This is a genomic window from Acidovorax sp. FG60, assembly GCF_057808995.1.
In genome coordinates this window covers 63,655-76,920 of sequence record NZ_JBMDJC010000004.1, presented here as the reverse complement: position 1 = coordinate 76,920, position 13,266 = coordinate 63,655, and the positions used below count along the sequence as shown (strand labels likewise).

General features: G+C 65.2%; 14 protein-coding genes. 13 read left to right on the top strand and 1 reads right to left on the bottom strand.

Features of this window, described 5'->3' with window-relative positions:
* Positions 1–68 precede the first annotated feature (68 nt).
* From ACODS0_RS07520 to ACODS0_RS07500, 5 genes are all read left to right on the top strand, one after another.
* The gene (locus tag ACODS0_RS07520; protein ID WP_176887441.1) at positions 69–1,106 is read left to right on the top strand and encodes a TRAP transporter substrate-binding protein; all 1,038 of its coding nucleotides are present in this window, start codon (positions 69–71) and stop codon (positions 1,104–1,106) included.
* Between the two features lie 147 nt (positions 1,107–1,253).
* On the top strand, positions 1,254–1,772 hold the full coding sequence (locus tag ACODS0_RS07515) for a TRAP transporter small permease (protein ID WP_488833976.1): 519 nt from the start codon (positions 1,254–1,256) through the stop codon (positions 1,770–1,772).
* The gene (locus ACODS0_RS07510; RefSeq protein ID WP_488833974.1) at positions 1,772–3,088 is read left to right on the top strand and encodes a TRAP transporter large permease; all 1,317 of its coding nucleotides are present in this window, start codon (positions 1,772–1,774) and stop codon (positions 3,086–3,088) included. The genes ACODS0_RS07515 and ACODS0_RS07510 overlap by 1 nt, the downstream gene beginning before the upstream one ends.
* Before the next feature lie 146 nt (positions 3,089–3,234).
* Positions 3,235–4,206 carry a Bug family tripartite tricarboxylate transporter substrate binding protein gene (locus tag ACODS0_RS07505; protein WP_431151146.1) on the top strand — a complete coding sequence of 324 codons (972 nt, stop codon included), beginning with the start codon at positions 3,235–3,237 and terminating at the stop codon, positions 4,204–4,206.
* Positions 4,207–4,220: 14 nt separating this feature from the next.
* Positions 4,221–5,168 (top strand): NAD(P)-dependent oxidoreductase, encoded by a 948-nt coding sequence (locus tag ACODS0_RS07500; RefSeq protein WP_488833972.1) that lies wholly within the window; start codon positions 4,221–4,223, stop codon positions 5,166–5,168.
* A 116-nt stretch (positions 5,169–5,284) separates the two neighbouring features.
* Here ACODS0_RS07500 and ACODS0_RS07495 read toward each other — a convergent pair whose 3' ends face one another.
* Positions 5,285–6,235, bottom strand: coding sequence for a LysR substrate-binding domain-containing protein (locus tag ACODS0_RS07495; RefSeq protein WP_488833970.1), 951 nt, complete (start codon positions 6,233–6,235; stop codon positions 5,285–5,287).
* Positions 6,236–6,405: 170 nt separating this feature from the next.
* Between ACODS0_RS07495 and ACODS0_RS07490 the strand changes: the two genes are divergently transcribed.
* From ACODS0_RS07490 to ACODS0_RS07455, 8 genes are all read left to right on the top strand, one after another.
* Positions 6,406–7,098, top strand: coding sequence for a substrate-binding domain-containing protein (locus ACODS0_RS07490; protein ID WP_488833969.1), 693 nt, complete (start codon positions 6,406–6,408; stop codon positions 7,096–7,098).
* Positions 7,099–7,133: 35 nt separating this feature from the next.
* Positions 7,134–8,168 (top strand): amidohydrolase family protein, encoded by a 1,035-nt coding sequence (locus tag ACODS0_RS07485; protein WP_488833967.1) that lies wholly within the window; start codon positions 7,134–7,136, stop codon positions 8,166–8,168.
* A gap of 1 nt (position 8,169) precedes the next feature.
* Positions 8,170–8,853, top strand: coding sequence for a 4-carboxy-4-hydroxy-2-oxoadipate aldolase/oxaloacetate decarboxylase (ligK, locus tag ACODS0_RS07480; protein ID WP_488833965.1), 684 nt, complete (start codon positions 8,170–8,172; stop codon positions 8,851–8,853).
* Between the two features lie 96 nt (positions 8,854–8,949).
* Entirely contained in the window at positions 8,950–9,957 is a 1,008-nt protein-coding gene (locus tag ACODS0_RS07475; RefSeq protein ID WP_488833964.1) for a Bug family tripartite tricarboxylate transporter substrate binding protein, read from the top strand.
* A 34-nt stretch (positions 9,958–9,991) separates the two neighbouring features.
* Positions 9,992–10,921: an amidohydrolase family protein gene (locus tag ACODS0_RS07470; RefSeq protein WP_436131396.1), complete on the top strand. Its 930-nt coding sequence runs from the start codon at positions 9,992–9,994 to the stop codon at positions 10,919–10,921.
* A gap of 4 nt (positions 10,922–10,925) precedes the next feature.
* Positions 10,926–11,366, top strand: a complete 441-nt coding sequence (gene ligA / locus ACODS0_RS07465; RefSeq protein WP_055398479.1) for a protocatechuate 4,5-dioxygenase subunit alpha — start codon at positions 10,926–10,928, stop codon at positions 11,364–11,366.
* 2 nt (positions 11,367–11,368) lie between these two features.
* Complete coding sequence (locus ACODS0_RS07460) at positions 11,369–12,235, top strand: class III extradiol dioxygenase subunit beta (protein WP_488833962.1); 867 nt, start codon at positions 11,369–11,371, stop codon at positions 12,233–12,235.
* Positions 12,236–12,248: 13 nt separating this feature from the next.
* Complete coding sequence (locus ACODS0_RS07455) at positions 12,249–13,202, top strand: Gfo/Idh/MocA family oxidoreductase (RefSeq protein ID WP_488833959.1); 954 nt, start codon at positions 12,249–12,251, stop codon at positions 13,200–13,202.
* Positions 13,203–13,266: the final 64 nt, after the last annotated feature.

Here is a 13,266-nt window from a genome sequence, read left to right as displayed (position 1 = left end):
GCAGGTTCTCTGCGGCCCTGGGGTGTGGCCTCGCAGATGTGCAGATAAATCGAGACCGGAGACAAAAAATGAACTTCTTCAAGCGACGCGCCGCATTGACGGCCCTGGGGGCGGCGGCCCTGGCAACGGTGGCTGGCAGTGCCATGGCGCAGACCGTGACCTTGCGGCTGCACCAGATGCTCCCACCCCAGGCCACCATCCCGGCCAAGGCCCTGGTGCCCTGGGCCCAGAAGGTCGAGGCCGACTCGGGCGGCAAGATCAAGGTGCAACTGTTCCACGCCATGCAACTGGGCGGCGCGCCGCCACAGCTGTTTGACCAGGCGCGCGATGGCGTGGTGGACTTCACCTGGACGGTGCTGGGCTACACCCCCGGCCGTTTCCCCAAGACCGAAGTGTTCGAGCTGCCCTTCATGAGCGGCAGCGCTGAAGCGTCTTCGCGCGCCATCCAGGAATACGTCGAGAAGTTCGCCGCCGACGAGTTCAAGGACGTCAAGCTGATCGCCGTGCACACGCATGGCCCCGGCCTGTTCCATACCAAGGCGCCGGTCACCGGCCTGGAGAGCCTGCGCGGCATGAAGGTGCGTGGGGGCTCGCGCATCATCAACAACATGCTCACCAAGCTGGGCGCCACGCCTGTGGGCATGCCTGTGCCCGCTGTGACCGAGGCCCTGTCCAAAGGCGTGATTGACGGCACCACCATCCCCTGGGAGGTGACGCCCTCGTTGAAGGTGACCGAGCTGGTGCGCAACCACACGACCTTTGCTGGCAAGGAAGGCCTGTACACGCAGACTTTTGCGTTCTCGATGAACAAGGCCAGCTATGACAAGCTGCCACCCGATCTCAAGGCTGTGATCGACAAGAACTCCGGCATTGAGGCCGCTGCCATGTTCGGTCGTGCCATGGACGAGGGCGACAAGGTGGGCCGCCAGATTGCCGAGCGCGCCAAGAACAACATCGTGGCTCTGGATGTGGCCGAGACGCAGCGCTGGCGCCGCACGGCCGCTGCGGTGGAGACGGACTGGGTCGCCGAGTCCAAATCCAAGGGCTTTGATGGCGCCAAGCTCGCTGCTGAAGCCCGCGCACTGATTGCCAAGCACAGCAAGTAAGCCGGTGGCTCGGCGGGCCGGCCCTGGTTGCGAAAGGTGGCCTGCCCTGGCTGCCTGCTTGTTGCTTTGTCTCTACGGCGCCAAGGGCGCTGCGGGAGCGGCTGTGTGCGCCGCCCCTTTTCTGGACCTCTGCAGGAACAACTCCGCATGATTGCATTTATCTACCGGCTGTCCCGTTGGGCCGCCATCGTGGGCGGCATCGTGCTGGTCGCGCTCACCCTCATGATCGTGGCCAGCATCACGGGCCGGGCGCTGATCGGCCTGGGCCTGGGGCCGGTGCCGGGCGATTTTGAACTGGTGGAGATGGGCACGGGTGTTGCCGTGCTGTTCTTTCTGCCCTGGACGTATCTCAAGGGCGGCCATGCCACGGTGGACCTGCTGTACACGCACCTGCCCGCCTGGGCAAAGCGTGCGGTGCTGCTGGTCAGCGACCTGCTGATGCTGGCGGTCTGGCTGCTGATGACCTGGAAGCTCTACGAAGGCATGGTCGAGAAGAAGCAATACATGGAAACCACCTTCATCCTGCAGATGCCCCTGTGGTGGGCCTATGCCGCCTGCCTGGTGGGCGCCGTCATCGGCTGCCTCGCCTACCTGGCACGCACCGCTACGCTGTTGGGCCTCGGCAAGGAGCCCGAAGGCTGGACCACCGAAGCGGGGGTGCACTGATGAGCGGCGTCGAACTCGCAGCCTGGTCGTTCCCGATCCTGCTGTTCCTCATCTTTGTGCGCATCCCCATTGGCCTGGCCATGCTGGTCTGCGGCCTGGTGGGTGCGTGGCTGATCTACGGCACTACGGCGCCGGTGCTCAACCAGCTCAAGCAGGTCACCTTCAGCACGTTCTCCAGCTACTCGCTGTCGGTCATTCCGCTGTTTCTGCTCATGGGCCAGTTTGCGGCGCTGGGTGGCTTGTCGCAGGCGCTGTTCAAGGCGGCGGAGGCCTGGATTGGCCACCGCAAGGGCGGCGTGGCCATGGCGGCCGTGGGCGCCTGCGCGGGTTTTGGTGCCATCTGCGGCTCATCGCTGGCCACGGCGGCCACCATGGGTCAGGTGGCGCTGCCTGAGCTGAAGAAGGCAGGCTACGCAGGCGGCATCTCTACTGCCACGCTGGCGGCGGGGGGGACGCTGGGCATTCTGATACCGCCTTCGGTGGTGCTGGTGATCTACGCCATCCTGACCGAGCAGAACATTGCCAAGCTCTTCCTGGCCGCTTTCGTGCCGGGCATCATGGCGGCGATTGGCTACGTCATCGTGATCGCACTCTACGCCCGGTGGCGGCCCCAGGAGATGGGCACCGTGCCCCCGATGCCCATGGCGGAGCGCTGGAAAGCCACGGCCAAGGTCTGGCCGGTGCTGCTGATCTTCATTGCCGTGGTGGGCGGCATCTACCTCGGATTCTTCACACCCACCGAAGGCGCTGCCGTGGGGGCCTTTGGCACGGGCGTGGCAGCCTGGCTATCGGGTGGGCTGAACCGCAAGACTCTGGTCGGCGCCGTGATGGGCACAGCCGTGTCCACGGGCATGATCTTCATGATCGTGCTGGGCGCGGGTGTCTACAACACCTTCCTGGCGCTGTCGCAACTGCCCCAGGAGGCCGCGCAGATGGTGGCCGGGTCGGGCCTGAGCCCGATGGTGGTGCTGGTCGCCATCCTGGTCATCTATGTGGTGCTGGGGTGTTTCATGGATTCGTTGTCCATGATCCTGCTGACCATCCCTGTGTTCTTCCCCATCGTCACTGCGCTGGACTTTGGCCTCACGCCCGAAGAGTTCGCGATCTGGTTCGGCATTCTGGTGCTCATCGTGGTTGAGGTGGGCCTCATCACGCCGCCCGTGGGCATGAACCTGTTTGTGATCAACAGCATGGCCAAAGACGTCCCCATCATGGCCACTTACCGCGCCATCCTGCCGTTTGTCGCCAGTGACTTCATACGCACCGCGATCCTGGTGGCGTTCCCGAGCATCGTGATCTTCGTTTTGAGGTTTTGAATGAAGCCCCCCCTGAGCCGCTTCGCAGCTTCCCCCTCAAGGGGGACGCCGCCAGCGCGGCGGGCCGGCCCTTGCGCGGCGGCCGCTGGCGTGGCCGCGTCAGTTGCGACGGCTGTGGCGGCATGTACCGCAGTGGAGCACTGACCATGCAGCGCCGCCGTGTCTTTGCTGCTGCGGCGGCTTCCCTGGCGCTGACTGCGCTGCGGGTGCATGCGCAGCCCGCGTTCCCAACCAAGGCGCTGCGCATCGTGGTGCCCTTTGCGGCGGGCGGCGTGGGTGACCTCACTGCACGCGCCGTGGCAACCGTGCTGGCCGCGCGGCTGGGGCAGCCCGTGGTCATCGACAACCGCCCCGGCGCCGGGGGTGTGGCGGCTGCCGATGCGGTCGCACGCGCGGAGCCCGACGGGCATACGCTGTTCCTCCTGTCCAACGGCACGGCGGTATCCGCAAGCCTTTTCAAGTCGCTGCCCTACGACACGCTGGCCGACTTCGCTCCGGTCAGCACGCTGGGTTTCTTCGATATCGCGGTGCTGGTACCTGCCGATTCGCCCCACCGCACGCTGGCCCAGCTGCTGGCGCATGCGCGGGCCCATCCAGGCCAACTCAATATCGGCAGCATCAACATCGGGAGCACCCAGCACCTGGCGGCCGAGCTGTTCAAAAGCAGCGCGGCCATTGATGCGCAGGTGGTGCCGTTCAACGGCACGCCCGCACTCATCACCGCGCTGCGGGGTCGGCAGGTGGATGTGGGCGTGGAGATTCTGGGCCCCACCTTGCCGCAGGTGCGCGCCGGGGCGTTGCGCGTTCTGGCGGTCACGGGCGAGCAGCGCTCTGTGGTGTTGCCCGATGCGCCCACGGCGGTGGAGCTGGGCGTGAAGGGTTTTGTGGCCGCTTCATGGAACGCGCTGGCCGTGCCCTCGCGCACACCGCGCGCGGTGGTGGACCGGCTGCAGCGCGAGGTGGTGGCCACCGTGGCGACACCCGCCGTGCAGCAGCAGCTGCGCGCGCTCAACGTCGAGCCCCGCACCTCCACACCCGAGCAGGCCGCTGCCCTGCTCAAAACCGACATCGACCGCTGGCGCGCCGTGATGGAGCGCGCGGGCATCCCCAAGCAATGAAACCTGACAGCACCATGCAGACCGAAGAGAACCCAGTCTTGCCCCCTGTGGACCGCGTGGACCGCCTGGGTATCGTCGGCTACGGCGAGGTGGGCCGTATCTTTGCAGCAGGCCTGCGCAAAGCCGGTGTGAGCGATCTGGCGGTATGGGACCTGAAGTTCATCGACCCTGCGAAGGACCCCGAGCCGCTCGCCCACGCACAGGTGGCGGGCGCGGTTGCGGCCGACAGTGTTGTGGCCCTGTGCGCCGGACGCCAGCTCATTGTGTCGGCCGTGACGGCCAGCAACACGCTGGCGGTGGCCGAGGCGGTGGCGCTGCACATTGGGCCTGGCGCGTTCTTTCTGGACCTCAATTCCGCATCCCCCGGCACCAAGCAGCAGGCCGCCGCGTTGATCCATGCGCGTGGCGCCCGGTACGTCGAGGCGGGAGTGATGACGTCGGTGCCGCCCTATGGCATCGCCGTGCCCATGCTGCTCGGAGGCCCCTACGCCGCCACACTGGCGCCCGTGTTGCGCGGGTGGGGCATGGACGCCAAGCCAGTCAGCGACCAGCTGGGCGTGGCAAGTGCCATCAAGATGTGCCGCAGCGTCATGATCAAGGGGCTGGAGGCGCTGGTGATAGAGAGCTACGCCACGGCCCGCCACTACGGTGTGGAAGACCATGTGCTGCCCACCTTGGCCGAAACCTTTCCATCCATCGACTGGCAGCAGCAGGGCAGCTACTTCTTCAGCCGCGTGGTGCAGCACGGCCAGCGCCGCTCCGAGGAAATGCGCGAGTCGGCACACACTGTGCGCGAGGCGGGCATGGACCCGCTAATGGCATCGGCCATTGCAGCCAAGCAGCAGTGGGTGGCCGACCTGGCGCGCGCCGGTGTTTTTGCGGACCTGCCCAAGAATGCGCCTTGGCAGGACTATGCAGACAGGGTGTTGGGCAGTCTGCCCAACACGCCTGAGAACGGATGATGCTGCGCATCGCTACCAACCTGTGAAACTGGCGTGGCGCAATGCCAGGGGCGCCGTGCAAGGGGCGTCCGGCGGCAAGGGCGCCGACCCTCTTGGGAGGGACTGCACGCAGCGGCTCAGGGGGGGCTTTTATAGAGCGCTTGCAGCGTGGTGCGTATGAGCTCTGCCATCGCCTGCTGCGTGAGCGTGGCGGGGCGCTGCGAACTCACTGCCAGAAACAGCTTGCTGCGCAGGCGGGCGCTGTCCTCGCCATCGAAGTTGGCGCCAAGAATCGGCCGGGTGCTGAACACCTCCGATTTGCCCGATGTGGTGACAGCATTCATGGGCAACACCGCGCACCCGGCGCCATCAGCCACCAGGTCCAGGATGGCGGCCACACCGTCGATCTCCAGGCTGATCTGGGGGCGTTTGCCGCGCGCGGCCAGTTCCGATTCCACCAGCATGCGGATCGAGTTGGGGCGCGTGGGGATCACCAGCGGAAAGCGGGGCAGCTCGTTCAGCGGCAGTGGCGTGCGGGCCAGGGCATCGGCCTCCGCCTCGCTCGGGCCCACGGCGCGGCGCTGCACCAGGAACAGGTCTTCCTCCAGCAGCGCGGTGATCTCGATGCCCGGCGCAGGGGGTGTGTTGTAGAGCAGCGCAATGTCGAGCAGCCCTGTGGTCAACGACTCGCGCATGGCCACCGACAGCCCTTCGCTGATGGCCAGCGCCGCATCGGGCAGCTTCACGCGGAAGGCGCGGGTCAGCGGCACGGTCAGCACCTTGGCAATGCTGGGCGGCAGGCCAATGGCCACACGCCCGGCGAGGGCGCCGCGTACACGGCCCAGCTCTTCGCGCGCACGCTCCACCTGGTGCAGGATGCCCCGCCCATGCTCCAGCAGCAGCTTGCCCGCCTCGGTGGGCGTGGCACCCCGGCCATTGCGCACCAGCAGGTTCTGGCGCAGCTCCACCTCCAGCAGGCGCACCTGGCGGCTCAGGGCGGGCTGGGCAATGTCCAGCACCACCGAAGCCCGGGTAAAGCTACCCAGCTCGGCCACGCGCACAAAGTATTCGATCTGCTTGAGGTCCATGGGGAATGCTCTCTGCTATTTGAATAGCTCCAAGTCAACGATCACGGAATGATATATCTGGTAGTGCCGGTGCCGCCTTCTTGTTTGGCCCTGCGCTGACCACAATCAGCGCCATGGAACCCCAGCGCACGCAACGCGCGGGCCACCCGCAGCCCGGCAGGAGACACAGCATGACCCCCCCAGAAATTCGCGGCATTTCGTCGATGGCCACGCGCCAGGTGCTGGCCGAGCTGGGGGCCGGGTTTGCGCAGCAATCGGGCACGCAGGCCGCCATCGAATCGGTGGGCGGCGTGGACGCGGCCAAGCGTGTGGCGGCCGGTGAGGCGTTCGACGTCGTCATCCTTGCCTCCGATGCCATCGACAAGCTTTTGGCTGCGGGTCACCTGCTGCCCGACAGCAAGGTGGACTGGGTGCACTCCGGCGTGGCCGTGGCCGTGCCTGCAGGCGCACCGTTGCCCGACATCCGCACCGAAGACGCAGTACGCCAGGCCGTGCTGGCCGCGCCCAGCATCAGCCTGTCCACCGGCCCCAGCGGCGTGGCACTGGCCAAGCTGTTCGAGCGCTGGGGCATTGCCGAACAGATCGCACCGCGCATGGTGCAGGCGCCCCCTGGGGTGCCGGTGGGCTCGCTGGTGGCCAAGGGCGAGGTGGCGCTGGGCTTTCAGCAGTTGAGCGAGCTGCTGCACGTGCCGGGCATCCAGATCGTGGGCCCGTTGCCACCGGCCATCCAGATCACCACCACGTTTTCCGCAGGCGTTGGCGTGCATTCGCAACAGGCGGATGCAGCACGTGCGTTGCTGGCTTACCTGGCCTCTCCCGCTGCGGCGGACGCCAAGCAAAAGCAGGGCATGACCCCCGCCTGACCGATCACAAGAACACCTTCCAGGAGCACCCAAAAATGAGCCTCATCATCGACTGCCACGGCCACTACACCACGGCCCCCAAGGCGCTGGAGAACTGGCGCAATGCGCAGATCGCCGGCATCAAAGACCCAGCCGCCATGCCCAAAGTGGCAGACCTGCACATCAGCGACGACGAGCTGCGCGAGTCCATCGAGACCAACCAGCTCAAGCTGATGAAGGAGCGCGGCAGCGACATCACGCTGTTCAGCCCGCGCGCCAGCTTCATGGCCCACCACATCGGCGACTTCAATGTGTCCAGCACCTGGGCCGCCATCTGCAACGAGCTGTGCTATCGGGTCTCCACGCTGTTCCCCGACCACTTCGTGCCCGTGGCCATGCTGCCGCAAAGCCCCGGCGTGGACCCCGCCACCTGCATCCCTGAGTTGGAAAAGTGCGTGCACGAATACGGCGCCGTGGGCATCAACCTGAACCCTGACCCTTCCGGCGGCCACTGGACCAGCCCCCCGCTGACCGACAAGCACTGGTACCCCATCTACGAAAAGATGGTGGAGTACGACCTGCCCGCCATGATCCACGTGAGCACCAGCTGCAACGCGTGCTTTCACACCACCGGCGCGCACTATCTGAACGCCGACACCACGGCCTTCATGCAGCTCATCCAGGGCGATCTGTTCAAGGACTTCCCCACGCTCAAGTTTTTGATCCCGCACGGCGGCGGCGCGGTGCCTTACCACTGGGGCCGTTTCCGGGGCCTGGCGCAGGAAATGAAGAAGCCGCTCTTGGACGAGCACCTGATGAACAACGTGTACTTCGACACCTGCGTGTACCACCAGCCCGGCATCGACCTGCTCAACACCGTGATCCCGGTGAAGAACGTGTTGTTCGCCAGCGAAATGATTGGCGCGGTGCGCGGCATCGACCCCACTACTGGCAACTACTACGACGACACCAAGCGCTATATCGAGGCGTCCAAGATCCTCAGTGCCGAAGACAAGCACCAGATCTACGAAGCCAACACGCGCCGTGTGTTCTCCCGACTCGATACCCGTCTGAAAGCAAAGGGGCTCTGAAATGTTTGAACTTGGCGTTGTCTACCGCAACATCAACCGTGCCGACCGCGCAGCCGCTGACGGCCTGGCCGCCCTGGGCTCGGCCACCGTGCACGAGGCCATGGGCCGCGTGGGCCTGCTCAAGCCCTACATGCGCCCCATCTACAGCGGCCAGCAGGTCAGCGGCACGGCGGTCACCGTGCTGCTGCAGCCCGGCGACAACTGGATGATGCATGTGGCGGCCGAGCAGATCCAGCCCGGCGACATCGTGGTGGTGGCCGTCACCTCGGAGTGCACCGACGGCTACTTTGGCGACCTGCTGGCCACCAGCTTCCAGGCCCGGGGCGCGCGCGCGCTCATCATCGACGCCGGTGTGCGCGACGTGAAGACGCTGCAGGAGATGAACTTCCCCGTCTGGAGCCGCGCGATCAGCAGCAAGGGCACCATCAAGGCCACGCTGGGCTCGGTCAACATCCCCGTGGTGTGCGCCGGTGCGCTGGTCACGCCGGGCGACGTGATCGTGGCCGACGACGACGGTGTGGTGTGTGTGCCCGCCGCCCGCGCGGCCGACACCCTGGCCGCCGCGCAAAAGCGCGAGAGCTTTGAGGGCGAGAAGCGCGCCAAGCTCGCCAGCGGCGTGCTGGGCCTGGACATGTACAACATGCGCCCCGGCCTGGAGAAGGCAGGCCTCAGGTACATCGACTGAACCCCGGTCTCAAGTCTTTTTGGCCTCTAGCGCTTATTCAATAAGCGCTAGTAGCTATTAATTTATAGCTATTGTTTTTCTTCTGTTCTGTATTCCATGACGTTCTCTGTGTCTCCCTCTTTCCGTCTCCGCCGCACGTTGTCCCTGGCATTGGGCGTGGCCGCGGCCGCAGCTTTGGCGCCGCAATTCGCCGCCGCGCAGCAGTTCCCCACCAAGCAGGTGCGCATCATCAGCCCCTTCCCCGTGGGCGGCGGCCCTGATGGTGTGGCCCGCCTGGTGGCCGACAGGCTCTCGCGCACCTGGGGCACGGGCGTGATCGTGGAGAACCGCCCTGGCGGCAATGGCTTCATCGCCATCGATGCCTGGAAGCGCGGCGCCAAGGATGGTCACGACCTGCTCATCCTGGACAACGTGCACCTGGCCGCGTACCCCAGCCTGTTCAAGAAGCTGCCCTACGACGTGGCCAAGGACTTCGACACGCTGCTGCCGCTGTTCAAGACGCATTTCTTCTTCACCGTGGGCACGGGCAGCAAGTACAAGACCGTGGGCGACATCGTGGCCGACGCCAAGGCGCGCCCCGGCAAGCTCAACTACGGCAGCTGGTCGGTGGGCAACCCGGTGCACCTGGGCTCGGAGCTGTTCGAATCGGCCACCGGCACGCAGATGGAGCATGTGATCTTCAAGGAGACCACGCAGCTCTACACCTCGGTCTCCACCGGCGAGATCGACTTTGCGCTGGGCAGCGCCGCCACCGCAGGCCCGCTGTACCGCGCGGGCAAGCTGCGCCTGGTCGCGTTTGCCGGGCCCCAGCGCTCGGCCGAGTTCCCCGACGTGCCCACCGTGGCCGAATCGGGTGGCCCCAAGGACTTTGCCGTCACGGGCTGGAATGCCATTGCCGTGCCGCCCGGCCTGCCCGCCGCCGTGGCCGACAAGATCCGCAAGGACATCGAACAGGCCCTGACTGGCCCCGAAGTGGCCGAGAAGTTCAAGACCTTTGGCTACGAGCAGTTCCCCACCACACGCGCGCAGTTCAACCAGTTCGTCAAGGACGAGAGCCAGCGTTTTGGCGACGTGATCCGCAAGGCCAACGTGTCGCTCGATTGATCTGCGAGCCTGCAAGAAACCAAGGAGTACGCGCATGAGCGAATTCACAAAAACCCCTGGCTGGCTCGACTGGTACGCGGGTCCGAGCAAACCCCGGTTCCAGGTGCCTGCCGGTGCGGTGGACGCGCACTGCCACGTGTTCGGCCCCGGGGCCGAGTTCCCCTACGCGCCCGAGCGCAAGTACACGCCCTGCGATGCCAGCAAGCACCAGCTGTACGCGCTGCGCGACCACCTGGGTTTTGCGCGCAACGTGGTGGTGCAGGCCACCTGCCACGGTGCGGACAACCGCGCGATGGTGGATGCACTGGTGCACTCGGGCGGCAAGGCGCGTGGCGTGGCCACCGTCAAGCGCTCGGTCAGAGATGAAGAACTGCAGGCCATGCACGCGGCCGGTGTGCGTGGCGTGCGCTTCAATTTCGTCAAGCGTCTGGTGGACTTCACGCCCAAGGACGAGCTGATGGAGATTGCCGCGCGCATCCACCAGCTGGGTTGGCATGTGGTGATTTACTTTGAAGCGGTGGACCTGCCCGAGCTGTGGGACTTCTTCACCGCCCTGCCCACCACGGTGGTGGTGGACCACATGGGCCGCCCCGATGTGAGCAAGCCGGTGGATGGGCCGGAGTTCGAACTGTTCCTGAAGTTCATGCGCCAGCACCCCAATGTGTGGAGCAAGGTGAGCTGCCCCGAGCGCCTCTCCGTGACTGGCCCCAAGGCCCTGAACGGCGAGCAGAACGCCTACACCGACGTGATCCCCTTCGCCCGCCGCGTGGTGGAAGAGTTCCCCGACCGTGTGCTCTGGGGCACCGACTGGCCCCACCCCAACCTCAAGGACCACATGCCCGATGATGGCCTGCTGGTGGACTTCATCCCGCACATCGCAACGACACCGGAGTTGCAAAAGAAGCTGCTGGTGGACAACCCCATGCGCCTGTACTGGCCCGAAGAAGTCACCGTGGAGGACTGACACCATGTCTCTCGATAAACCCTACCTCGACGTGCCCGGCACGACCATCTTCGACGCCGAGCAAAGCCGCAAGGGCTACTGGCTCAACCAGTTCTGCATGAGCCTGATGAAGGCCGAGAACCGCGTCCGCTTCAAGGCCAACGAACGCGCCTACCTGGACGAATGGGCGATGACCGAAGAGCAGAAGCAGGCCGTGCTGGCGCGCGACCTGAACTGGTGCATTCGCCTGGGCGGCAACATCTACTTCCTGGCCAAGATCGGCTCGACCGACGGTAAGAGCTTTCAGCAGATGGCGGGCAGCATGACCGGCATGACCGAAGAGGAATACCGCAACATGATGATCAACGGCGGCCGCAGCGCCGAAGGCAACCGCTACGTGGGCGAAGATGGCGACGCTCAGGCGCACCGCCAGCCGCAAGGTAGCGCGGGCAAGAAAGGAATTTGACGATGGCCAAAATCACCGCCTCCGTGTTCACATCGCACGTGCCTGCCATTGGCGCGGCCTTGGACCTGGGCAAGACCCACGAGGACTACTGGAAGCCCGTGTTCGCGGGCTACGACTTTGGCAAGCAGTGGATCAAGGACAACAAGCCCGACGTGATCTTCCTGGTCTACAACGACCACGCCACGGCCTTCAGCCTGGACCTGATCCCCACGTTCGCCATCGGCACCGCTGCCGACTACGAAGTGGCCGACGAAGGCTTTGGCCCACGCCCTGTGCCCAAGGTCATCGGTCACCCCGACCTGGCCGCGCACATTGCGCAGTCGGTCATCCAGCAGGACTTTGACCTCACCATCGTCAACAAGATGGCCGTGGACCACGGCTTGACCGTGCCCCTGTCGCTGATGTTTGGCGAACAAGACCCCGTGAAGGGCGCCTGGCCCTGCCCGGTGATCCCGTTCGCCGTGAACGTGGTGCAGTACCCTGTGCCCAGCGGCCGCCGCTGCTACAACCTGGGCCAGGCCATTCGCAAGGCTGTGGAGAGCTATGACGAAGACCTGAACGTACACATCTGGGGCACGGGTGGCATGAGCCACCAGCTGCAGGGTCCGCGCGCAGGCCTCATCAACAAAGAGTTTGACAACGCCTTCCTCGACAAGCTCATCAATGACCCCGAGGCCGCCGCCAGCATTCCGCACATCGACTACGTGCGTGAAGCGGGCAGCGAGGGCATCGAGCTGGTGATGTGGCTCATCGCGCGTGGCGCGATGGCCGACGTGGCCGGTGGCAAGCCGCCGAAGCTGGCGCACCGCTTCTACCATGTGCCCGCGTCCAACACCGCCGTGGGCCATCTGATTCTTGAGAACACGTAAAAGGACACACACCATGACCATCAAAGTCGCACTCGCCGGCGCCGGCGCCTTCGGCATCAAGCACCTGGACGGCATCAAGAACATTGACGGCGTCGAAGTCGTCTCCCTCATCAGCCGCGACCTCGCCAAGACCCAGGAAGTGGCCGACAAGTACGGCATCAAGCATGTCACCACTGACCTGGCCGACAGCCTGGCCATCAAGGAGGTGGACGCCGTCATTTTGTGCACACCCACGCAGATGCACGCCAGCCAGTCCATTGCCTGCCTGGAAGCGGGCAAACACGTGCAGGTCGAGATTCCGCTGTGCGACATCCTGGCCGATGGCGAGAAGGTTGTTGCCCTGCAAAAGCAGACCGGCCTGGTGGCCATGTGCGGCCACACCCGCCGCTTCAACCCCAGCCACCAGTACGTGCACAAAAAGATCACGGCGGGCGAGTTCAACATCCAGCAGATGGATGTGCAGACCTACTTCTTTCGCCGCACCAACATGAACGCGCTGGGCCAGGCGCGCAGCTGGACGGACCACCTGCTGTGGCACCACGCTGCCCACACCGTGGACCTGTTCGCCTACCAGGCCGGCAGCCCCATCGTGAAGGCTAATGCCATCCAGGGCCCTATCCACCCCACGCTGGGCATTGCGATGGACATGAGCATTCAGCTTAAGGCCGCCAACGGTGCCATCTGCACGCTGTCGCTCAGCTTCAACAACGACGGCCCGCTGGGCACCTTCTTCCGCTACATCGGCGACACCGCCACCTACATCGCGCGCTACGACGACCTGGTGAACGGCAAGGAAGAGAAGATCGATGTGAGCAAGGTCGATGTGAGCATGAACGGCATCGAACTGCAAGACCGCGAGTTCTTCGCCGCCATCAAGGAAGGCCGCGAGCCCAACGCCAGCGTGGCGCAGGTGCTGCCGTGCTACCAGGTGCTGCACAACCTGGAGCTGCAGCTCAACGCAGGCTGATTTCAAGAGAAACCGGCCGCTACCGCCTGTGTATCAAGCGCTATAAGCTATTGGTTTGATAGCA